The 19,467-nt window shown below is 41.4% G+C and carries 23 protein-coding genes and 2 rRNA genes (1 of these 25 running past the window's edge); 24 read left to right on the top strand and 1 reads right to left on the bottom strand.

Annotation, left to right across the window (positions count from 1 at the left end; translation table 11 throughout):
• From QA442_RS00520 to rsmI, 15 genes are all read left to right on the top strand, one after another.
• Positions 1–47: ribosomal RNA gene (locus QA442_RS00520) — 23S ribosomal RNA — on the top strand; it begins 2,881 nt to the left of the window's first position.
• Between the two features lie 54 nt (positions 48–101).
• Positions 102–217, top strand: a 5S ribosomal RNA gene (rrf, locus tag QA442_RS00515).
• A gap of 178 nt (positions 218–395) precedes the next feature.
• On the top strand, positions 396–590 hold the full coding sequence (gene csfB / locus QA442_RS00510) for an anti-sigma-G factor (RefSeq protein ID WP_095432911.1): 195 nt from the start codon (positions 396–398) through the stop codon (positions 588–590).
• Between the two features lie 119 nt (positions 591–709).
• Positions 710–1,324, top strand: a complete 615-nt coding sequence (locus tag QA442_RS00505) for a 5-bromo-4-chloroindolyl phosphate hydrolysis family protein (protein WP_071582145.1) — start codon at positions 710–712, stop codon at positions 1,322–1,324.
• Positions 1,325–1,342: 18 nt separating this feature from the next.
• The gene (locus QA442_RS00500; protein WP_095432912.1) at positions 1,343–2,503 is read left to right on the top strand and encodes a toxic anion resistance protein; all 1,161 of its coding nucleotides are present in this window, start codon (positions 1,343–1,345) and stop codon (positions 2,501–2,503) included.
• A gap of 81 nt (positions 2,504–2,584) precedes the next feature.
• Positions 2,585–4,027: an aminotransferase class I/II-fold pyridoxal phosphate-dependent enzyme gene (locus tag QA442_RS00495; RefSeq protein ID WP_095432913.1), complete on the top strand. Its 1,443-nt coding sequence runs from the start codon at positions 2,585–2,587 to the stop codon at positions 4,025–4,027.
• Positions 4,024–4,662 (top strand): dTMP kinase, encoded by a 639-nt coding sequence (tmk, locus tag QA442_RS00490; RefSeq protein ID WP_014662473.1) that lies wholly within the window; start codon positions 4,024–4,026, stop codon positions 4,660–4,662. Before QA442_RS00495 ends, tmk begins: the two co-directional genes overlap by 4 nt.
• A gap of 73 nt (positions 4,663–4,735) precedes the next feature.
• On the top strand, positions 4,736–5,065 hold the full coding sequence (gene darA / locus QA442_RS00485; RefSeq protein WP_003242755.1) for a cyclic di-AMP receptor DarA: 330 nt from the start codon (positions 4,736–4,738) through the stop codon (positions 5,063–5,065).
• A 12-nt stretch (positions 5,066–5,077) separates the two neighbouring features.
• Complete coding sequence (locus QA442_RS00480; RefSeq protein ID WP_071582142.1) at positions 5,078–5,518, top strand: YaaR family protein; 441 nt, start codon at positions 5,078–5,080, stop codon at positions 5,516–5,518.
• Positions 5,519–5,529: 11 nt separating this feature from the next.
• A complete protein-coding gene (holB, locus tag QA442_RS00475) occupies positions 5,530–6,519 on the top strand; it encodes a DNA polymerase III subunit delta' (protein ID WP_095432914.1) in 990 nt (329 codons plus the stop codon).
• Positions 6,520–6,521: 2 nt separating this feature from the next.
• Complete coding sequence (ricT, locus tag QA442_RS00470; RefSeq protein WP_003226767.1) at positions 6,522–7,349, top strand: competence/sporulation regulator complex protein RicT; 828 nt, start codon at positions 6,522–6,524, stop codon at positions 7,347–7,349.
• A 14-nt stretch (positions 7,350–7,363) separates the two neighbouring features.
• Positions 7,364–7,723, top strand: a complete 360-nt coding sequence (gene yabA, locus QA442_RS00465; protein ID WP_003218308.1) for a replication initiation-control protein YabA — start codon at positions 7,364–7,366, stop codon at positions 7,721–7,723.
• A gap of 58 nt (positions 7,724–7,781) precedes the next feature.
• Complete coding sequence (locus QA442_RS00460; protein ID WP_095432915.1) at positions 7,782–8,525, top strand: tRNA1(Val) (adenine(37)-N6)-methyltransferase; 744 nt, start codon at positions 7,782–7,784, stop codon at positions 8,523–8,525.
• Positions 8,512–8,811: a GIY-YIG nuclease family protein gene (locus tag QA442_RS00455; protein ID WP_014662477.1), complete on the top strand. Its 300-nt coding sequence runs from the start codon at positions 8,512–8,514 to the stop codon at positions 8,809–8,811. The genes QA442_RS00460 and QA442_RS00455 overlap by 14 nt, the downstream gene beginning before the upstream one ends.
• Entirely contained in the window at positions 8,786–9,664 is an 879-nt protein-coding gene (rsmI, locus tag QA442_RS00450; protein WP_014662478.1) for a 16S rRNA (cytidine(1402)-2'-O)-methyltransferase, read from the top strand. The genes QA442_RS00455 and rsmI overlap by 26 nt, the downstream gene beginning before the upstream one ends.
• Positions 9,665–9,712: 48 nt before the next feature.
• Here the strand turns inward: rsmI and abrB are convergent, their stop codons facing one another.
• Positions 9,713–10,003 (bottom strand): transition state genes transcriptional regulator AbrB, encoded by a 291-nt coding sequence (gene abrB / locus QA442_RS00445; protein ID WP_003226760.1) that lies wholly within the window; start codon positions 10,001–10,003, stop codon positions 9,713–9,715.
• Between the two features lie 494 nt (positions 10,004–10,497).
• Here abrB and metG point away from each other — a divergent pair, with 494 nt between their 5' ends.
• The 9 genes from metG (at position 10,498) to ispE (ending at position 19,446) form a co-directional block, all read left to right on the top strand.
• Positions 10,498–12,492, top strand: a complete 1,995-nt coding sequence (gene metG / locus QA442_RS00440; protein ID WP_095432916.1) for a methionine--tRNA ligase — start codon at positions 10,498–10,500, stop codon at positions 12,490–12,492.
• 78 nt (positions 12,493–12,570) lie between these two features.
• Positions 12,571–13,338: a TatD family hydrolase gene (locus QA442_RS00435; RefSeq protein WP_014475570.1), complete on the top strand. Its 768-nt coding sequence runs from the start codon at positions 12,571–12,573 to the stop codon at positions 13,336–13,338.
• A gap of 155 nt (positions 13,339–13,493) precedes the next feature.
• Positions 13,494–14,807: a ubiquitin-like domain-containing protein gene (locus tag QA442_RS00430; RefSeq protein WP_095432917.1), complete on the top strand. Its 1,314-nt coding sequence runs from the start codon at positions 13,494–13,496 to the stop codon at positions 14,805–14,807.
• Positions 14,808–14,950: 143 nt separating this feature from the next.
• Complete coding sequence (gene rnmV, locus QA442_RS00425) at positions 14,951–15,511, top strand: ribonuclease M5 (RefSeq protein ID WP_095432918.1); 561 nt, start codon at positions 14,951–14,953, stop codon at positions 15,509–15,511.
• Positions 15,504–16,382: a 16S rRNA (adenine(1518)-N(6)/adenine(1519)-N(6))-dimethyltransferase RsmA gene (gene rsmA / locus QA442_RS00420; RefSeq protein ID WP_014662482.1), complete on the top strand. Its 879-nt coding sequence runs from the start codon at positions 15,504–15,506 to the stop codon at positions 16,380–16,382. The genes rnmV and rsmA overlap by 8 nt, the downstream gene beginning before the upstream one ends.
• A 359-nt stretch (positions 16,383–16,741) precedes the next feature.
• Positions 16,742–17,614 (top strand): sporulation-specific protease PrtG, encoded by an 873-nt coding sequence (prtG, locus tag QA442_RS00415; RefSeq protein ID WP_095432920.1) that lies wholly within the window; start codon positions 16,742–16,744, stop codon positions 17,612–17,614.
• Positions 17,615–17,824: 210 nt separating this feature from the next.
• Positions 17,825–18,085, top strand: coding sequence for a biofilm formation stimulator Veg (veg, locus tag QA442_RS00410; RefSeq protein ID WP_003218330.1), 261 nt, complete (start codon positions 17,825–17,827; stop codon positions 18,083–18,085).
• Positions 18,086–18,244: 159 nt separating this feature from the next.
• Positions 18,245–18,430 carry a small, acid-soluble spore protein, alpha/beta type gene (locus QA442_RS00405; protein ID WP_040081073.1) on the top strand — a complete coding sequence of 62 codons (186 nt, stop codon included), beginning with the start codon at positions 18,245–18,247 and terminating at the stop codon, positions 18,428–18,430.
• A 146-nt stretch (positions 18,431–18,576) separates the two neighbouring features.
• On the top strand, positions 18,577–19,446 hold the full coding sequence (gene ispE, locus QA442_RS00400; protein ID WP_095432921.1) for a 4-(cytidine 5'-diphospho)-2-C-methyl-D-erythritol kinase: 870 nt from the start codon (positions 18,577–18,579) through the stop codon (positions 19,444–19,446).
• Positions 19,447–19,467: the final 21 nt, after the last annotated feature.

Raw genomic sequence — 19,467 nt, 5'->3', positions numbered from 1 at the left:
GCGACACATGGAGCTGACAGATACTAATCGATCGAGGACTTAACCACATTTTGAATGATGTCATACCTGTTATCTAGTTTTGAGAGAACACTCTCAATTTGTTTGGTGGCGATAGCGAAGAGGTCACACCCGTTCCCATACCGAACACGGAAGTTAAGCTCTTCAGCGCCGATGGTAGTCGGGGGTTTCCCCCTGTGAGAGTAGGACGCCGCCAAGCAAGTTTAAACCCAGCTCATTGAGCTGGGTTTTTTGTTTACTCAAGATCGAGAAAAACAAACAAATACAAACACCGAGAGCTTATATAGCCCATATACTGATTCCAAGTTTCAAAAAGATCTAAATAGTGTATACAATAGCCGTTTTAAGGGGAGGCTAATTGTACGGAGGTGGAGAAGGTGGACGAAACAGCTAAACATAATCATACATGTGTGATTTGTGATCAAGAGAAGAATAGAGGCATTCATCTTTATACGAAATTCATATGCTTAGATTGTGAGAGAAAAGTAATTTCTACATCAACTTCTGATCCTGACTATGCCTTTTACGTGAAAAAACTAAAGAGCATTCATACACCGCCATTATATTCATAGACCTGAAAAGGTCTTTTTTTGTACGCTTCATAATAAAAAGAAGATGAAACTTGTTTAAGGGTTGAACGTAGTAGATAATAATATTAAAACTGAGTATAGACACAGGAGTCGATTATCTCATGCAGAGATTTTTTCACTTTTTAATGTGGAGTTTAACTAGCAGTGCGACTTTTGTTTTCATAGGGATATTGTGCTTTTTCGGTTTAAATCAGTCGCTTTTTTTATCTCTTGTTTATGGGCTTGCTTCAGGAGCAGTCGTATACACAGCAGGTATCTGGAATGCAAGACGGTTATTTCTTAAAAAGCATGAATTGACAGGAAGAGAGTATGCTTACATTAAGAAAAACCTAGAGGAAGCAAGGCGGAAAATCATACGTCTTAGAAAAGCATTGTTTCAGGCTAAAAGCATTCAAATGTTTAAGCAAAATGCGGAAATCCTTAGGCTTGTCAGAAGGATTTATTTACTAACCAAAAAAGAGCCAAAGCGGTTTTATCAGGCAGAGCGATTTTTTTATCAAACTCTCGATTCGGTTGTTGAATTGACAGAGAAGTATGCTTTTCTATCATCTCACCCGAAAAAAAGCAAAGAATTGTCGATGTCGTTAAGTGAGACACGCATTACTCTTACTGAATTGACCAAGCGTTTAGAGGAAGATTTAACTCAAGTAATGGGTGATGAAATTGACGAGTTGCAATTTGAATTAGATGCAGCAAAACATTCATTAAAGAAATAATGGAAGAGGGTAAAAGCGATGAACCGAGATCAAAGCGACCTTCATATAGATGAATTATTGGCAGACCCTTTTGGTGGTGATATAGAGATATCAGGTTCGGAGGCTGTAAAAGCAGAGAAAGAGCAAGTACGGCTTGTTGATGTTCTTCCCGAGGAAAACAAGGAAAAAGCAATTCAGCTTGCGGGACAGATTGATCATAAAAATATGCAAAGCATTGTCTTATACGGTTCACAAGCTCAGTCTAAACTGCTGAACTTTTCTCATGATATGATTAACCATGTTCAAAAGAAGGATGTCGGAGAGATTGGCGAAATACTTGGAGAGCTGATGAAAAAGCTGGAGCAAGTAAATCCTGATGATCTTCAATCTAAGAAAAAGGGTTTTTTGGCACGCATGTTTGGAAGAGTATCAAATTCTCTTCAAGAGGTGCTGTCTAAATATCAAAAGACCAGCGTGCAGATAGACAGAATCAGCTTGAAGCTGGAGCACTCTAAAAATGCTTTAATCAGTGACAATAAACTATTAGAGCAGTTATATGAAAAAAATAAAGAGTATTTCGCAGCGCTGAATGTTTATATTGCTGCAGGAGAACTGAAGCTGGAGGAATTAAAAACAAAAACAATTCCTGAACTGAAGCAACAGGCTGAATCGAGTGATCATAACCAAATGGCCGTTCAAGAAGTAAATGATTTGATGCAATTTGCTGACCGATTAGATAAAAGGGTGCACGATTTGCTGCTGAGCAGGCAAATTACAATCCAAAGTGCTCCGCAAATCAGACTGATTCAGAATACAAACCAAGCGTTAGCTGAAAAGATCCAGTCATCCATTGTGACAGCGATTCCGCTTTGGAAAAATCAAGTTACGATCGCACTGACACTTTTAAGGCAGCGGAATGCAGTGGATGCACAGCAGAAAGTATCGGATACAACCAATGAGCTTTTGCTGAAAAATGCGGAGCTTTTAAAAACCAATACAATTGAAACCGTACGGGCAAATGAACGAGGCCTTGTTGATATAGATACCTTAAAAAAGGTGCAGGAAAGCTTAATAAGCACGCTTGAAGAAACATTGACTATACAAGAAGAAGGACGAATCAAACGCCGTCAGGCAGAAGAAGAGCTCATGATGATGGAAGGCGACCTAAAGCAAAAGCTGCTTACAATAAAGGAAAGATAGTTACCAGTAAGTCTGGCTTTAAGTTCTGTCAGAGGCACGATATAATAAAGTGTAAGAAGACACATTCAAAGGATTGTTTTCATGAACACACCTTTATATAAAGCATTAATTCAACATGCGAGAAGAAATTCTCATTCATTTCATGTTCCGGGACATCACAATGGAGATGTCTTTTTTGATGACGCCAAGTCAATATTCGATCCTCTTCTCACCATTGATGTAACTGAACTGGCAGGGCTGGATGATCTCCATCATCCTTCCGGGGTAATTAAGGAAGCGCAAGAGCTTGTCAGTCAATTATATGAATCGGCCGAGAGTTTTTTTCTGGTGAACGGTACGACTGTCGGAAACTTAGCGATGATTTTATCTGTTTGTGAACCTGGTGATACAATTTTGGTTCAAAGAAACTGTCATAAGTCTGTATTTCATGCTGTTGATTTGGCTGGTGCAGAGCCGGTTTATCTCGCACCTGACGTTGATCCAGCGATGCATGTGCCTATGCATGTTCCGCTTGGTACAATTAAAGAAGCCTTGGCAGCATATCCTGATGCGAAAGGCTTGGTACTGACCAATCCCACATATTATGGACATAGTGCTGATTTGACCGAAATCATTACGGAGGCCCATCATTACGGGATTCCTGTTTTGGTGGACGAAGCACATGGCGCACATTTTATTTTAGGAGAGCCTTTTCCAGTCTCAGCTTTAAAAATGGGGGCAGATATTGTTGTTCAGTCGGCCCACAAAACGTTGCCTGCCATGACGATGGGCTCTTATTTGCACCTCAACAGCAGCTGCAGAGTTAACAGGGATCGGGTGGCAGAGTATTTAAACCGATTACAAAGCAGCAGCCCGTCTTATCCGATTATGGCTTCGTTAGACATTGCCCGTGCTTATGTACAGCATATTAAAGAAGAACAAAAGCTTCCTGACATTTTGCAGCGAATACAAACACTTAAACAAACGTTTGATTCACTTACAAATGCAGAAGCTGTTAACCCTGCTAATACACAGGTTATAGCGGACCCGCTGAAGCTTACCATTCGTTCAAAACGCGGGCATTCTGGCTATACACTGCAAAGCATATTAGAGCGTGCCAACATATTCACTGAGCTTGCTGACGAAAATCAAGTACTGCTCGTTCTCCCACTGGGAGGAAAACGGAGAATAAACGCTGAAACCATTAGAAGCATTGATGAGGAGATTGAGAAAACGCCTCCGGATCAGCCGTTTGTGCTTGCTGAATGGGGAGCACAGCCTGTTACTGTCTTGCCTTATCAAAAAAAGGTCTTACATTCGTTTAAGAAAGAATATGTGGACTTTGGGGAAGCGGCAGGCCGGCTGAATGCAGAGGATATCATCCCTTATCCTCCGGGTATCCCGATGATTATGGCGGGAGAAAGAATAACAAAAGAAAGTGTGCAAAAGCTCAGCCGCTTGATCAGCATGAAAACGCATGTTCAAGGGAATATGAAAATCAAAGAGAAACAACTACTTGTTTATATAGAAGAGGAGAAATCATGAGCGGTTTATTTATTACATTCGAAGGTCCTGAAGGGGCGGGGAAAACAACTGTTCTCCAGGAAATCAAAAACATACTGTCAGCTGAAGGCCTTCAGGTTATGGCAACTCGAGAGCCGGGCGGAATAGATATTGCAGAACAAATTCGAGAGGTTATTCTGAATGAGCACAACACATTAATGGACCCAAAAACAGAAGCTCTCTTATATGCGGCTGCGAGACGCCAGCATTTAGTTGAAAAAGTAAAACCTGCTTTAGAAGAGGGGCATGTCGTTCTTTGCGACAGATTCATAGACAGTTCGCTTGCGTATCAAGGATATGCAAGAGGACTTGGAATTGATGAGGTTCTGTCCATTAATGAATTTGCCATTGGAGATATGATGCCCCATGTAACGGTTTATTTTTCAATTGATCCGGAAGAAGGACTGAAGCGTATTTATGCAAACGGCTCACGGGAGAAAAATAGGCTCGATTTAGAAAAACTGGACTTTCATACAAAGGTACAGGAAGGTTATCAAGAGCTGATGAAACGATTTCCGGAAAGATTCCATTCAGTTGATGCCGGGCAATCTAAAGACCTTGTCGTTCAGGATGTTCTAAAGGTGATCAATGAAGCATTGAAAAAAATTCAATTGTGACCTGTTTCCCAATAGTTGATATAATAATGTAAACGAGATCATGTTGTTTCCAATCTAAAGGAGGCCTTCACAGATGAAATTGATAGTGGCAGTTGTACAAGATCAGGACAGCAACAGACTTTTGAAAACCTTAACGGATCACAACTTCAGGGTCACAAAGCTTGCGACGACGGGAGGATTTCTTAAATCAGGCAATACAACGTTTATGATTGGTGTTGAGGATATACGCGTCAATAAAGCGTTGAGTCTTATTAAAGAAAACGGACAGAAACGTGACCAAATGATTGCCCCTGTATCTCCAATGGGCGGAAATGCTGATTCTTATGTCCCTTATCCAGTCGAAGTTGAAGTTGGCGGAGCGACAGTATTTGTCCTTCCAGTCGATGAATTTCATCAATTTTAAGGATTTGAAACTGTGAAAATTAATAAAGATATACGTACATTTATAGATAATAAGCAGCTTCCCTCTGTGAAAACATCTGAGATCACAGCATCATTTAAAACATCAATGGAAAACCAAAGCAGCAAATTGAAGCTTGATCAGCTTACCAGGCTGTTATCCGACATAGAGGCATTTGGAAAAAGGCTAACGAAATCGCGGAACTTTAAAGACTTAGCGAGATTTAAAGGACTTGTGAAACGTTTTGTCAAAGAAGCTGTGGACAGCGGCCTTTCACATGAAACGTCGAAAAGCTTTGATCTTTACGGGAACAGCAGAACGCTGGGACTTGTGAAAGAAATAGATGAAAAATTGATACAGCTTACAGAAGAGATGATGGATCAGGAACAATCGGCAATTGATTTGCTGGAGCGTATTGGCGAAATAAAAGGTTTATTGATTAACCTTTACACATAGAGAGTGATACAATGGCAATATCCTGGAAGGAAATGAGCGAGCTTCAGCCCAGAGTGATGAAGCTTTTATATAATAGTATTGAGAAGGACAGATTATCACACGCTTATTTGTTTGAGGGGAAAAAAGGAACAGGCAAGCTTGATGCCGCGCTGCTTCTTGCAAAAAGCTTCTTTTGTTTGGAGGATGGCGCGGAGCCTTGTGAGAGCTGCCGAAACTGTAAACGGATAGAGTCGGGGAACCATCCCGATCTCCATCTTGTTCAGCCTGATGGCTTATCAATCAAAAAGGCGCAAATTCAAGCGTTGCAAGAAGAGTTTTCTAAGACCGGGCTTGAATCGCATAAAAAGCTGTATATTATTTCGCACGCAGATCAAATGACAGCAAATGCGGCGAACAGCCTGCTGAAATTTTTAGAAGAACCGAATAAAGACACAATGGCCATCCTCATCACTGAGCAGCCCCAAAGGTTATTGGATACCATCATTTCAAGATGCCAAACCCTTCCCTTTCAACCTTTGCAGCCAAAAGCAATTGAAGACAGACTGATCGAACAGGACGTCTCGCCTCATATGGCAAGGCTTCTGGCCAACATGACCAATAATGTGGCAGAAGCAGTCGAATTAAGTCGAAATGATGAGTTTGCAGAGTCTAGAGCGAAAGTGATAAAATTGTATGAAGTCCTACACCAGCGGAAAGGACATGCTTTTTTCTTTATTCAAGATCAATGGATGCCCTTTTTCAAAGAAAAAACCCATCAAGAAATGGGTCTTGATATGCTCTTATTGATATATCGTGATGTGTTGTCCATCCAAATAGGAAATGAAGATAAATTGATTTATCAAGACTTATTCCAATCAATAAAACAGCATGCGCTACAATCAACACAACAAAGCGTTACGAATCAGATACTTGCTGTTTTAGAAGCAAAGAAACGGCTTCATTCCAATGTGAATGTACAAGGATTAATGGAGCACTTGGTGTTAATGTTGCAGGAGGGATAAGCTTGTACAATGTAATTGGTGTCCGCTTTAAGAAAGCGGGTAAAATATATTATTTTGATCCGAATGGATTTCATATAGAACATGACAGCTGCGTAATTGTAGAAACTGTCAGAGGCGTTGAGTACGGCCAGGTCGTGATTGCAAATAAACAGGTGGATGAGCATGATGTGGTGCTTCCCCTTCGAAAAGTGATACGTGTGGCTGACGAGCGCGATCTTCTCATTGTAGAAGAGAATAAACAAGAAGCACTATCAGCATTTGATATCTGCCAAAAGAAAGTAATTGAACACGGCTTGGATATGAAGCTGGTTGATGTTGAATTCACGTTTGATCGCAATAAAGTCATTTTTTACTTCACTGCTGACGGCCGAGTGGATTTTAGAGAGCTTGTAAAGGATTTGGCTTCTATCTTTAAGACAAGAATTGAGCTGCGCCAAATCGGAGTGAGGGATGAGGCGAAAATGCTCGGAGGAATCGGTCCTTGCGGAAGAATGCTTTGCTGTTCAACGTTTCTTGGAGATTTTGAACCCGTTTCCATTAAAATGGCCAAGGATCAGAACTTGTCTTTAAATCCTACGAAGATTTCAGGTCTTTGCGGACGTTTGATGTGCTGTTTAAAATATGAGAACGATGAGTATGAGACCGCAAAAGAACAGCTTCCGGATATTGGAGAAATGATTACGACAGCAAACGGCCCCGCGAAGGTCGTCGGACTAAATATTCTGGAACGGGTGCTTCAGGTGGAACTGATAAACCGTGAAAAAGTGATAGAATATACTTGGGAAGAGCTCTTGGAAGAGGGCGTCGTATCCGCACAAACCACAGATTAACGAGGTGTGGAACCTTGGATAAAAAAGAGTTATTTGATACAGTCATTAACTTAGAAGAACAAATTGGTTCACTGTACCGGCAGCTGGGGGATTTGAAGCAGCATATCGGTGAGATGATCGAGGAAAATCATCATTTACAGCTTGAAAACAAGCATTTGCGCAAACGGCTGGACGATACGACGCAGCAGATTGAAAAGTTCAAAGCTGATAAAAAAGAATCAAAAACACAGAAGACAGAGCAAACAGATATAGGGGAAGGATATGATAATCTGGCACGACTGTATCAAGAAGGATTTCATATCTGCAATGTCCACTATGGAAGTGTTCGAAAAGAAGATTGTCTTTTCTGTCTGTCATTCTTAAATAAAAAATAGGGAAAAGGCTTCCGCATAAGACGGGAGCCTTTTTCAAAGGTACTGAAAGGATAAGAAGATGGTTTCATTACGTGATGATGAAAGGTTAGATTATTTGCTGGCAGAGGACATGAAAATCATACAAAGTCCAACGGTGTTTGCTTTTTCATTGGACGCTGTGCTTCTGTCCAAATTTGCGTACGTTCCGATACAAAAAGGAAAAATTGTTGATTTGTGCACCGGCAATGGCATTGTGCCGCTGCTGCTCAGTACAAGATCAAAAGCAGATATTCTTGGAGTCGAAATTCAAGAACGGCTGCATGATATGGCTGTTCGCAGTGTGGAGTACAATAAGCTGCAGGATCAGATTCAGATCATACATGATGATTTGAAAAACATGCCGGAGAAGCTGGGGCATAATCGATATGATGTTGTCACCTGCAACCCGCCGTATTTTAAAACGCCGAAACAAACTGAACAAAACATGAACGAGCATCTCCGAATCGCAAGACATGAAATCCACTGCACACTGGAGGATGTCATTTCAGTCAGCAGCAAGCTGCTCAAACAAGGAGGAAAAGCAGCACTTGTTCACCGGCCGGGACGGCTTCTGGAGATTTTTGAACTGATGAAGGCTTATCAAATCGAGCCAAAGCGTGTGCAATTTGTCTATCCGAAGCAAGGGAAAGAATCCAATACCATTTTGGTTGAAGGAATCAAAGGCGGGCGTCCAGATTTAAAAATTCTTCCTCCTTTGTTCGTTTATGATGAACAAAATGAATATACAAAAGAGATCAGGACCATTTTATATGGAGACAAATAATCATTTCTTCTACGTCGTGAAATGTAGGGACAATAGCTGGTATGCCGGGTATACCAACGATCTGCATAAACGGGTGAAAACACACAATGACGGAAAGGGCGCAAAGTATACAAAAGTAAGACGTCCGGTTGAATTGATTTTTGCTGAAGCTTTCGATACCAAACGGGAAGCTATGCAGGCTGAATATTATTTCAAAAAACTAACTCGAAAGAAAAAAGAGCTTTATATAGAAGAAAAGCGGAACAGCAAGGAGGCTGTATATGTTAAGGCGCCAAATGAGCTTTAATGGAAAGTCGGACATGGGAATTCTTTACTTGGTCCCAACCCCAATCGGAAATTTAGAGGATATGACATTCCGGGCGATCGATACGCTGAAATCAGTGGATGCGATTGCTGCGGAAGATACGAGGCAAACGAAAAAGCTTTGTCATGTATATGAAATTGAAACACCGCTGGTCAGCTATCATGAACACAATAAAGAAAGCAGTGGGCACAAAATTATTGAATGGCTGAAATCGGGAAAAAACATTGCTCTTGTCAGTGATGCCGGTCTGCCGACAATTTCTGATCCTGGAGCTGAAATCGTGAAAGATTTTACGGATATAGGCGGTTATGTTGTTCCGTTGCCTGGAGCCAACGCTGCATTAACAGCTCTTATTGCTTCAGGTATTGTACCGCAGCCTTTTTTCTTTTACGGTTTTCTCAACAGACAGAAAAAAGAAAAGAAGAAGGAGCTTGAAGCCCTTAAAAAACGGCGGGAAACGATCATTTTTTATGAAGCGCCTCACAGATTGAAGGAAACCTTGTCAGCGATGGCAGAGATATTAGGGGATCGAGAAATTGCTGTAACGCGTGAACTCACTAAAAAATATGAAGAGTTTATCCGAGGAACGATATCCGAGGTCATCGAATGGGCAAACGAGGATCAGATACGCGGCGAGTTTTGTCTTGTCGTAGAAGGAAGTAATAATGAAGAAGCAGATGAGGAAGAACAATGGTGGGAAACCCTCACTGCGAAAGAACATGTCGAGCATTACATCTCGAAAGGCGCTACTTCTAAAGAAGCCATTAAAAAAGCAGCAGTCGACCGTAATGTACCAAAGCGTGAAATGTACGATGCTTACCATATTAAGCAATAAAAAAACGTTCTTGTGTCATAACAAGAACGTTTTTTGTACAAGAAATGATTATTTAAGGTTTTGAAGCTGGTTTTGGATTTCGCTGATGATTTGCTCAGCGCCTTCTTTACTAAGAACCAATTTACCGCCTGCAAGTTTAAGGTTATCATCAGAAACTTCACCAGTTACTTGGCAAGTCATGTTTGGTTTATATTTTTTAAGGATGATTTTTTCATCATCAACATAAATTTCAAGAGCATCTTTTTCTGCGATTCCGAGAGTACGACGCAATTCGATAGGAATAACTACACGTCCTAATTCATCAACTTTACGTACAATACCAGTAGATTTCATAAACATTCTCCTCCCAAGAGATACTTATTTGTTTAAATTATATTTTTCTTCGTCATTATTCGACAAAATCCTTACCTTCATAGCATAACAAGGTTTCCAATAATCGTCAATCATTTTGTTTACTATTGATTGTAAGAATTAGTTCTTATAGTCAGTAATGTCTTGGAAACTACCGAAATAACAGCATTTTATAAATATTTAATAAAGCTATTATCCTACTAAAAATCCTTTTAAATCAAGACTTTCGAACCAAAGTTTTTTATTTCATTTGATTATATACGACAAAATTCGACACGAACAGACTTTTTTTATTTTCATTAAAGATTTTTAATTTTAATTATTCTTTTTCAGGGCATATGTATATATTCTTGATCTTAAAGGCTAAGATGGTATCATAGATAAAGGATAAATATAAATAATATTCATATATGATTTGCACTTATCGCCGCTCTCGTCCTTTGGGCGGGAGCTTTTTGACATTCTGATTAGGAGGTTTCAAGATGCCGCAAGAAAACAATACTTTTTACATTACAACACCGATTTATTATCCGAGCGGAAAATTACATATCGGCCATGCATATACGACAGTCGCGGGAGATGCAATGGCACGCTACAAAAGATTAAAAGGGTTCGATGTTCGCTATTTAACGGGAACGGACGAGCATGGACAAAAGATTCAGCAAAAAGCTGAACAGGAAAACATTACACCTCAGGAGTATGTGGATCGCGCAGCGGCAGATATTCAAAAACTGTGGAAGCAGCTTGAAATCTCAAACGACGACTTCATTCGTACGACAGAAAAACGGCATAAAGTTGTCATTGAAAAGGTGTTTCAAAAGCTTCTTGATAATGGGGACATCTATCTTGATGAGTATGAAGGCTGGTACAGCATCCCTGATGAAACGTTCTACACGGAAACTCAGCTTGTTGATATCGAGCGGAATGAAAAGGGAGAGGTCATCGGCGGAAAAAGCCCTGACAGCGGTCACCCAGTTGAATTGATCAAAGAGGAGTCTTATTTCTTCCGTATGGGGAAATACGCGGAGCGTCTTTTGAAATACTATGAAGAAAATCCGACCTTCATCCAGCCGGAATCACGCAAAAACGAAATGATTAATAACTTTATTAAGCCTGGACTCGAGGATTTGGCAGTATCACGTACCACTTTTGATTGGGGCGTAAAGGTGCCGGAAAATCCAAAGCACGTTGTATATGTTTGGATTGACGCACTATTTAACTATTTAACAGCACTAGGTTATGATACAGAAAATGATGAGCTGTATCAAAAGTATTGGCCTGCCGATGTTCATTTAGTCGGTAAGGAGATTGTACGATTCCATACGATTTACTGGCCAATTATGCTGATGGCTCTGGATCTGCCTCTGCCAAAGCAAGTATTCGCTCATGGCTGGCTTTTGATGAAAGACGGAAAAATGTCGAAATCAAAAGGAAACGTTGTAGATCCGGTCACATTAATTGAACGCTATGGGTTAGACGAGCTTCGCTATTACCTGCTTCGCGAAGTGCCGTTCGGATCTGACGGTGTATTCACGCCGGAAGGATTTGTTGAGCGCATCAACTATGATCTAGCGAATGATTTAGGAAACCTATTGAATCGTACTGTTGCGATGATCAATAAGTATTTTGACGGACAGATCGGTTCTTACAAAGGTGCTGTTACGGAATTTGACCAAACGCTCACTTCGGTTGCTGAAGAAACAGTGAAAGCTTATGAGAAAGCAATGGAAAATATGGAGTTCTCGGTGGCACTTTCGACTTTATGGCAGCTCATCAGCCGCACTAATAAATACATTGATGAAACAGCTCCATGGGTGCTTGCAAAAGATCCGGCAAAAGAAGAAGAACTGCAATCCGTTATGTATCATCTAGCTGAATCATTGCGTATTTCAGCGGTACTGCTTCAGCCATTCTTAACAAAAACACCGGAAAAAATGTTCGAGCAGCTGGGCATTACTGATGAATCTTTAAAAGCTTGGGACAGCATTACAGCTTTCGGCCAGCTGAAAGATACAAAAGTACAAAAAGGCGAGCCGTTGTTCCCACGTTTAGAGGCAGAGGAAGAAATTGCTTATATCAAAGGGAAAATGCAAGGTTCGGCACCAGCGAAAGAAGAAACAAAAGAAGAAGAGCCGCAAGAGGTCGATCGTTTACCTGAAATTACGATTGATCAATTCATGGATGTAGAGCTTCGCGTAGCTGAGGTCATTGAGGCAGAGCCAGTAAAAAAAGCAGACAGGTTATTGAAGCTGCAGCTGGATCTTGGTTTTGAAAAGCGCCAAGTGGTATCCGGAATAGCGAAGCATTATACGCCTGAAGAGCTTGTTGGAAAGAAACTCGTTTGTGTAACAAATCTAAAACCGGTTAAACTGAGAGGCGAGCTTTCTCAAGGTATGATCCTTGCAGGGGAAGCAGACGGCGTCTTAAAAGTCGTATCTATCGATCAGTCGTTACCAAAAGGCACAAGAATTAAATAATGATAAACAAAAGGTGTTTCACGTGTAACAATTCGTCGAACACCTTTTGTGTTTCGACAAGAAAGGAGTTTTTCACTTATGTTGTTTGACACACATGCGCATTTAAATGCGGAACAATATGATACTGATCTGGAAGAGGTTATTGAACGGGCAAAAGCTGAAAAAGTTGAACGAATTGTCGTAGTTGGTTTTGACCGTCCAACCATTACCCGTGCGATGGAAATGATTGAGGAATATGATTTTATTTATGCAGCTATCGGGTGGCATCCTGTTGACGCGATTGACATGACAGAGGAAGATTTAGCTTGGATTAAAGAGCTTTCTGCTCATGAGAAAGTGGTAGCGATAGGTGAAATGGGACTTGATTATCACTGGGATAAATCACCTAAAGACATTCAAAAAGAGGTGTTTAGAAAACAAATTGCCTTAGCGAAAGAGGTCAATCTGCCTATTATCATTCATAACCGTGATGCAACGGAGGATGTCGTGACTATTCTGAAAGAGGAAGGCGCAGAAGCTGTGGGCGGAATCATGCACTGCTTTACAGGAAGTGCGGAAGTGGCAAGAGAATGCATGAAAATGAATTTTTATTTATCATTTGGAGGGCCGGTGACATTCAAAAACGCGAAGAAACCGAAGGAAGTAGTGAAGGAAATTCCGAATGACCGGTTGCTGATTGAAACGGACTGCCCGTTTCTCACGCCTCACCCTTTCCGCGGGAAAAGAAATGAACCGAGCTATGTGAAATATGTGGCAGAACAAATCGCAGAATTAAAAGAAATGACCTTTGAGGAGATTGCCTCAATCACGACTGAAAATGCGAAAAGACTTTTCCGTATAAACTGACAAAAAACGCTAGCGGGTTTTGTAAGAGCTTGTCCCTTACAGCGTTTTTCTATAAAAGTTCTACATGCTTTCTTCTCCTCATAGGATAGGTTTGTCGACAAGTCTTTCTTCCGTTTCTCAGTGTATTTCAGGATAATGAAGAAGACACTGAGCTTTTGGGAGAAAGAGAAGGGAGGGTTGACAGCCTTTTAGATACTCTATATAATCTCTCCGAGGAGAAGGAGGCGTTTTTCATCACACAAAAAATGAAAAAGCTGTTTTCCGTAAAGCTTAGCAAAAGCAAAGTCATTCTGGTTGCTGCTTGTTTGCTTTTGGCAGGAAGCGGGACTGCGTACGCGGCTCATGAGCTGACGAAACAATCAGTCTCAGTTTCTATCAATGGCAAAAAGAAACATATACGCACACATGCAAGTACAGTCGGTGATCTTTTGGAGACGCTTGATATCAAGACAAGAGACGAAGACAAGATCACACCTGCTAAACAGACAAAGATAACAGCAGATATGGACGTTGTGTATGAGGCTGCAAAACCTGTGAAGCTTACAATAAACGGGGAAGAAAAGACATTATGGTCAACAGCAAAAACGGTCGGTGCATTACTGGACGAACAAGATGTTGATGTGAAAGAACAAGATCAAGTTGATCCCGCAATAGATACAGATATTTCGAAAGACATGAAGATTAACATAGAGCCCGCATTTCAGGTTACTGTGAATGATGCAGGAAAACAAAAGAAGATCTGGACGACTTCGACTACGGTCGCTGACTTTTTAAAACAGCAAAAGATGAACATAAAAGACGAAGATAAAATCAAGCCTGCGTTAGATGCAAAGCTGACGAAAGGAAAGGCTGATATTACAATTACTCGTATCGAAAAGGTCACCGATGTAGTTGAAGAGAAGATTGCGTTCGATGTGAAAAAGCAAGAAGACGCTTCTCTTGAAAAAGGGGAAGAAAAGGTCGTCCAAAAAGGAAAAGAAGGCAAGCTTAAGAAACATTTCGAGGTCGTTAAAGAAAACGGCAAAGAAGTGTCCAGAGAGCTTGTAAAAGAAGAAACAGCTGAACAAAGTAAAGATAAAGTGATTGCTGTCGGCACAAAGCAGAGCAGTCCAAATGTTGAAAAGGTCAGCGCTTCAGGTGATTCAAAAACAGTTGTGTCCCGCAGCAATGAATCATCAGGAAAAGTCATGACTGTATCATCTACGGCTTATACGGCAAGCTGCAGCGGCTGTTCAGGACATACAGCGACAGGCGTCAATTTAAAAAATAATCCGAATGCCAAAGTTATCGCTGTGGACCCCAATGTCATTCCGCTAGGCTCCAAAGTCCACGTGGAAGGCTATGGATATGCCATTGCTGCAGATACTGGTTCAGCGATTAAAGGGAACAAAATAGACGTCTTTTTCCCAGAGAAATCATCGGCGTACCGATGGGGAAATAAAACAGTCAAAATTAAAGTCTTAAATTAATATATACTTATGATTCAGAGGGTTTTGCGCCCTCTGTTTTTTTCGTTATAATAGACAAAGTGTATTTTCTGCTTATTAGACGCTCGACATAAGAAAAAGTTTCATAAATATACAAAAGTTTTTATTTTGTCTTGGAGGAAATAATGAAAATAAAAGAGATCATTGTGGTCGAGGGGCGTGACGATACGGCCCGCATCAAATTGGCTGTTGATGCAGACACAATTGAAACAAATGGTTCAGCCATCGACAATCATGTGATTGACCAAATCCGTTTGGCCCAGAAGACCAGAGGCGTGATTATTTTAACGGATCCGGACTTTCCGGGAGAGAAGATCCGCAAAACCATTTCAGAGGCTGTACCCGGCTGTAAGCATGCATTTTTGCCAAAGCATCTTGCCAAACCTAAAAACAAGCGGGGAATTGGTGTGGAGCATGCATCGGTTGAAAGCATTAGGGCATGTTTAGAAAATGTCCATGAGGAGATGGAAGCGCAGCCGAGTGACATTTCGGCTGAGGATTTGATTCATGCCGGACTAATAGGCGGATCTGCGGCCAAACGCCGCCGCGAACGACTGGGTGATCTGTTGAAAATCGGCTATACAAATGGCAAACAACTTCAAAAACGGCTGCAAATGTTTCAAATTAAAAAAAGTGATTTTATGAGTGCGCTCGATACCGTTATGCGGGAGGAACAGAATGAATAAAGATATTGCGACACCGATTAGAACGAAAGAGATATTAAAGAAATACGGTTTTTCTTTTAAAAAGAGCTTAGGACAGAATTTCTTAATTGATACGAACATTTTAAACCGAATTGTCGATCACGCGGAAGTGACGGAGAAAACAGGTGTCATTGAAATCGGCCCAGGAATCGGTGCTTTAACCGAACAGCTTGCCAAGCGGGCGAAAAAAGTCGTGGCATTTGAGATTGACCAGCGTTTACTGCCGATTCTGAAGGATACGCTGTCACCTTACGACAATGTCACTGTCATTCATCAGGACGTGTTAAAGGCTGATGTCAAATCGGTCATTGAAGAACAATTTCAAGACTGCGATGAGATTATGGTAGTAGCCAACCTTCCTTATTACGTAACAACACCGATTATCATGAAACTGCTTGAAGAGCATCTTCCGCTGAAAGGGATTGTGGTCATGCTGCAAAAAGAAGTGGCTGAGCGCATGGCGGCTGATCCTTCATCTAAAGAATACGGCTCGCTTTCAATCGCGGTGCAGTTTTATACAGAAGCCAAAACGGTGATGATCGTTCCGAAAACCGTATTTGTCCCTCAGCCTAATGTCGATTCCGCAGTCATACGTCTCATTCTCCGAGACGGCCCGGCAGTGGACGTAGAAAACGAATCCTTTTTCTTTCAGCTCATCAAGGCAAGCTTTGCACAGCGCCGTAAAACGCTGCTCAATAACTTAGTTAACAATCTGCCTGAAGGAAAAGCACAAAAATCAACGATTGAGCAAGTGCTTGAAGAAACAAATATTGACGGCAAGCGCCGAGGTGAATCCCTGTCTATCGAGGAGTTCGCAGCGCTGTCTAACGGATTGTATAAAGCCCTTTTCTAAAAGGGCTTTCAGCGTATCGACAAACCCTCGCATTCGTTGTCAAGACTGCGCTTCAATGCTCACGAATTATAACATTCGCTGCGCTCCGATGCTCGCCTTTCCTAGACTTCAAGGGTTTTCAATCACGCTGAAAGGAGAAAAAATGCTAAAGAGAAACCGTTTTAGCGTTTTTTCAACAATAGGAAAGCCCTTTTCTAAAAGGGCTTTTTGTTTTGCGCACCACATGGACTGCCGCTACATAGGCTAGAGAAGGACCTTTCATTCAATGATAAGAAAAAACTTGGACTCAGCGAAAAAAGGCGCTTTCTCAAGGCTCTTTCTTTCATGATGAGGCTTAGTCTATGTGTGGAGTGAGGAACGTGCAATTTCAAATAGGGGATATGGTAGCCAGAAAATCCTATCAGATGGATGTTTTGTTTCGAATTATAGGAATAGAGCAAACAAGCAAAGGAAATTCAATTGCCATTTTGCATGGAGATGAAGTCAGGCTGATTGCTGATTCGGATTTTTCTGATCTGGTGGCAGTGAAAAAGGATGAGCAGATGATGCGGAAAAAGAAAGATGAGAGCAGGATGAATGAGTCGCTCGAATTGCTCCGCCAGGATTATAAGCTGCTCAGAGAAAAGCAGGAGTACTTTGCGACAAGCCAATATCAGCATCAGGAGCATTATTTCCATATGCCTGGCAAAGTGCTTCATCTGGATGGTGACGAAGCATATCTGAAAAAATGCCTGAATGTCTATAAAAAAATTGGAGTGCCGGTCTATGGCATCCATTGCCACGAAAAGAAAATGTCTGCTTCTATTGAAGAATTGCTCGACAAATATCGACCAGATATCCTGGTGATCACAGGGCATGATGCGTATTCGAAGCAAAAGGGCGGAATTGATGATTTGAACGCGTACAGACATTCTAAGCACTTTGTTGAAACAGTTCATAACGCCCGAAAAAAGATCCCTCACTTAGATCAGCTTGTTATTTTTGCGGGGGCCTGCCAATCTCATTTTGAATCACTCATCAGAGCGGGTGCAAATTTTGCGAGTTCACCCTCAAGAGTAAATATTCATGCGCTTGATCCGGTATATATCGTCGCGAAGATCAGCTTTACACCGTTTATGGAACGAATCAATGTATGGGAAGTGCTCCGTAATACGCTGACAAGAGAGAAAGGGCTTGGAGGTATTGAAACAAGAGGAGTACTGAGAATTGGTATGCCTTATAAGTCCAAATAACAGTTGAAAACCTGCATAGTAGATCTATGCGGTTTTTTTATTTTGCATAATGATACATAATTTACCGAAACTTGCGGAACATAATTGAGGAATCATAGAATTTTGTCAAAATAATTTTATTGACAACGTCTTATTAACGTTGATATAATTTAAATTTTATTTGACAAAAATGGGCTCGTGTTGTACAATAAATGTAGTGAGGTGGATGCAATGGCGAAGACGTTGTCCGATATTAAAAGATCGCTTGATGGGAATTTAGGTAAAAGGCTGACGTTAAAAGCAAACGGTGGCCGCCGAAAAACGATTGAGCGTTCGGGCATTTTAGCTGAGACGTACCCTTCTGTTTTTGTGATACAACTAGATCAAGACGAGAACTCGTTTGAAAGAGTTTCATACAGTTATGCTGATATTTTGACTGAGACTGTTGAGCTGACATTTAATGATGACGCAGCAAGCTCAGTGGCATTTTAACGGGCAGTGAACCTTTTGTTTACTGCTTTTTGTTTTGCCCTTTTTTGGTTTCCAGTAATTTTAACGAAAGTTCCATTTGATTTAACAAAAGATAAAACAGTCACATATTATCGTGACGTGCACGAATGGCTATCACTTCTAAAAAAGGGGTTGTTTCGTTTGGGCAGACGTCGTGGAGTTATGTCAGATGAGTTTAAATATGAGCTGGCTAAGGACCTTGGTTTTTATGACACAGTAAAAAATGGCGGTTGGGGCGAAATTCGGGCCCGCGATGCTGGTAATATGGTAAAGCGCGCCATTGAAATCGCTGAACAGCAAATGGCTCAGAATCATAATAACCGATAAGGATGTGACCCGGGGGACGTGCCGTTCCCCGGTTTTTTATATTGGATATAAATACATAATGGGCTGAATATGGATATGTTCATCCTGTACTTCAAATGTGATACAATGTTCATACTTATGTTTAGATGGAGAAGTAGGTGAAAGCTATGCGTATTTTAGAAAAAGCGCCAGCCAAGATCAATCTGTCACTTGACGTCACCCGAAAGCGCCCGGATGGTTATCATGAAGTCGAAATGATCATGACGACAATTGATTTAGCTGATCGAATTGAATTGACGGAGCTGGCAGAGGATGAAGTGAGGGTTTCCTCCCACAACCGTTTTGTGCCTGATGACCAAAGAAACTTAGCTTATCAGGCCGCCAAGCTGATCAAGGACAGATACAACGTGAAAAAGGGAGTTTCCATCATGATTACGAAGGTAATTCCGGTGGCTGCCGGTCTTGCCGGCGGAAGCAGTGATGCGGCGGCGACACTCAGAGGGCTGAACAGACTGTGGAATTTAAATCTTTCTGCGGAAACGCTTGCTGAGCTTGGAGCGGAAATTGGCTCCGACGTTTCATTTTGTGTCTATGGAGGAACTGCACTTGCAACAGGGCGCGGCGAGAAAATTAAACATATCAGCACGCCTCCGCACTGCTGGGTCATTTTAGCGAAGCCGACAATCGGTGTTTCAACTGCTGAAGTGTACAGAGCGCTGAAACTGGATGACATAGGACATCCTGATGTACAAGGCATGATCGAGGCGATAGAGGAAAAGAGTTTTCAGAAGATGTGCAGCCGTTTAGGCAATGTGCTCGAATCTGTTACGCTTGATCTGCATCCTGAAGTCGCGATGATCAAAAACCAGATGAAACGCTTTGGTGCAGATGCCGTGTTAATGAGCGGGAGCGGTCCGACAGTGTTTGGACTGGTTCAGTATGAGTCGAAGGTGCAGAGAATTTATAACGGGTTAAGAGGCTTCTGCGATCAAGTTTATGCGGTGAGAATGATCGGCGAACAGAACGCTCTTGATTAAATCCGTATGTTAAGTTATATT

Origin of the sequence: Bacillus stercoris, assembly GCF_029772985.1 — a bacterium.
GTDB lineage: Bacteria > Bacillota > Bacilli > Bacillales > Bacillaceae > Bacillus > Bacillus stercoris.
The sequence above is the reverse complement of the archived record's forward strand: the minus strand, read 5'-3'. Positions and strand labels throughout refer to the sequence as shown.

Coding starts and splice junctions, on each gene's coding strand:
- holB (WP_095432914.1), top strand. CDS start 5,530: ATGGCAATATCCTGGAAGGAAATGAGCGAGCTTCAGCCCAGAGTGATG.
- darA (WP_003242755.1), top strand. CDS start 4,736: ATGAAATTGATAGTGGCAGTTGTACAAGATCAGGACAGCAACAGACTT.
- QA442_RS00500 (WP_095432912.1), top strand. CDS start 1,343: ATGAACCGAGATCAAAGCGACCTTCATATAGATGAATTATTGGCAGAC.
- QA442_RS00460 (WP_095432915.1), top strand. CDS start 7,782: ATGGTTTCATTACGTGATGATGAAAGGTTAGATTATTTGCTGGCAGAG.
- tmk (WP_014662473.1), top strand. CDS start 4,024: ATGAGCGGTTTATTTATTACATTCGAAGGTCCTGAAGGGGCGGGGAAA.
- QA442_RS00455 (WP_014662477.1), top strand. CDS start 8,512: ATGGAGACAAATAATCATTTCTTCTACGTCGTGAAATGTAGGGACAAT.
- QA442_RS00435 (WP_014475570.1), top strand. CDS start 12,571: ATGTTGTTTGACACACATGCGCATTTAAATGCGGAACAATATGATACT.
- rsmI (WP_014662478.1), top strand. CDS start 8,786: ATGTTAAGGCGCCAAATGAGCTTTAATGGAAAGTCGGACATGGGAATT.
- QA442_RS00505 (WP_071582145.1), top strand. CDS start 710: ATGCAGAGATTTTTTCACTTTTTAATGTGGAGTTTAACTAGCAGTGCG.
- veg (WP_003218330.1), top strand. CDS start 17,825: ATGGCGAAGACGTTGTCCGATATTAAAAGATCGCTTGATGGGAATTTA.
- rsmA (WP_014662482.1), top strand. CDS start 15,504: ATGAATAAAGATATTGCGACACCGATTAGAACGAAAGAGATATTAAAG.
- QA442_RS00495 (WP_095432913.1), top strand. CDS start 2,585: ATGAACACACCTTTATATAAAGCATTAATTCAACATGCGAGAAGAAAT.
- rnmV (WP_095432918.1), top strand. CDS start 14,951: ATGAAAATAAAAGAGATCATTGTGGTCGAGGGGCGTGACGATACGGCC.
- ispE (WP_095432921.1), top strand. CDS start 18,577: ATGCGTATTTTAGAAAAAGCGCCAGCCAAGATCAATCTGTCACTTGAC.
- metG (WP_095432916.1), top strand. CDS start 10,498: ATGCCGCAAGAAAACAATACTTTTTACATTACAACACCGATTTATTAT.
- abrB (WP_003226760.1), bottom strand. CDS start 10,003: ATGTTTATGAAATCTACTGGTATTGTACGTAAAGTTGATGAATTAGGA.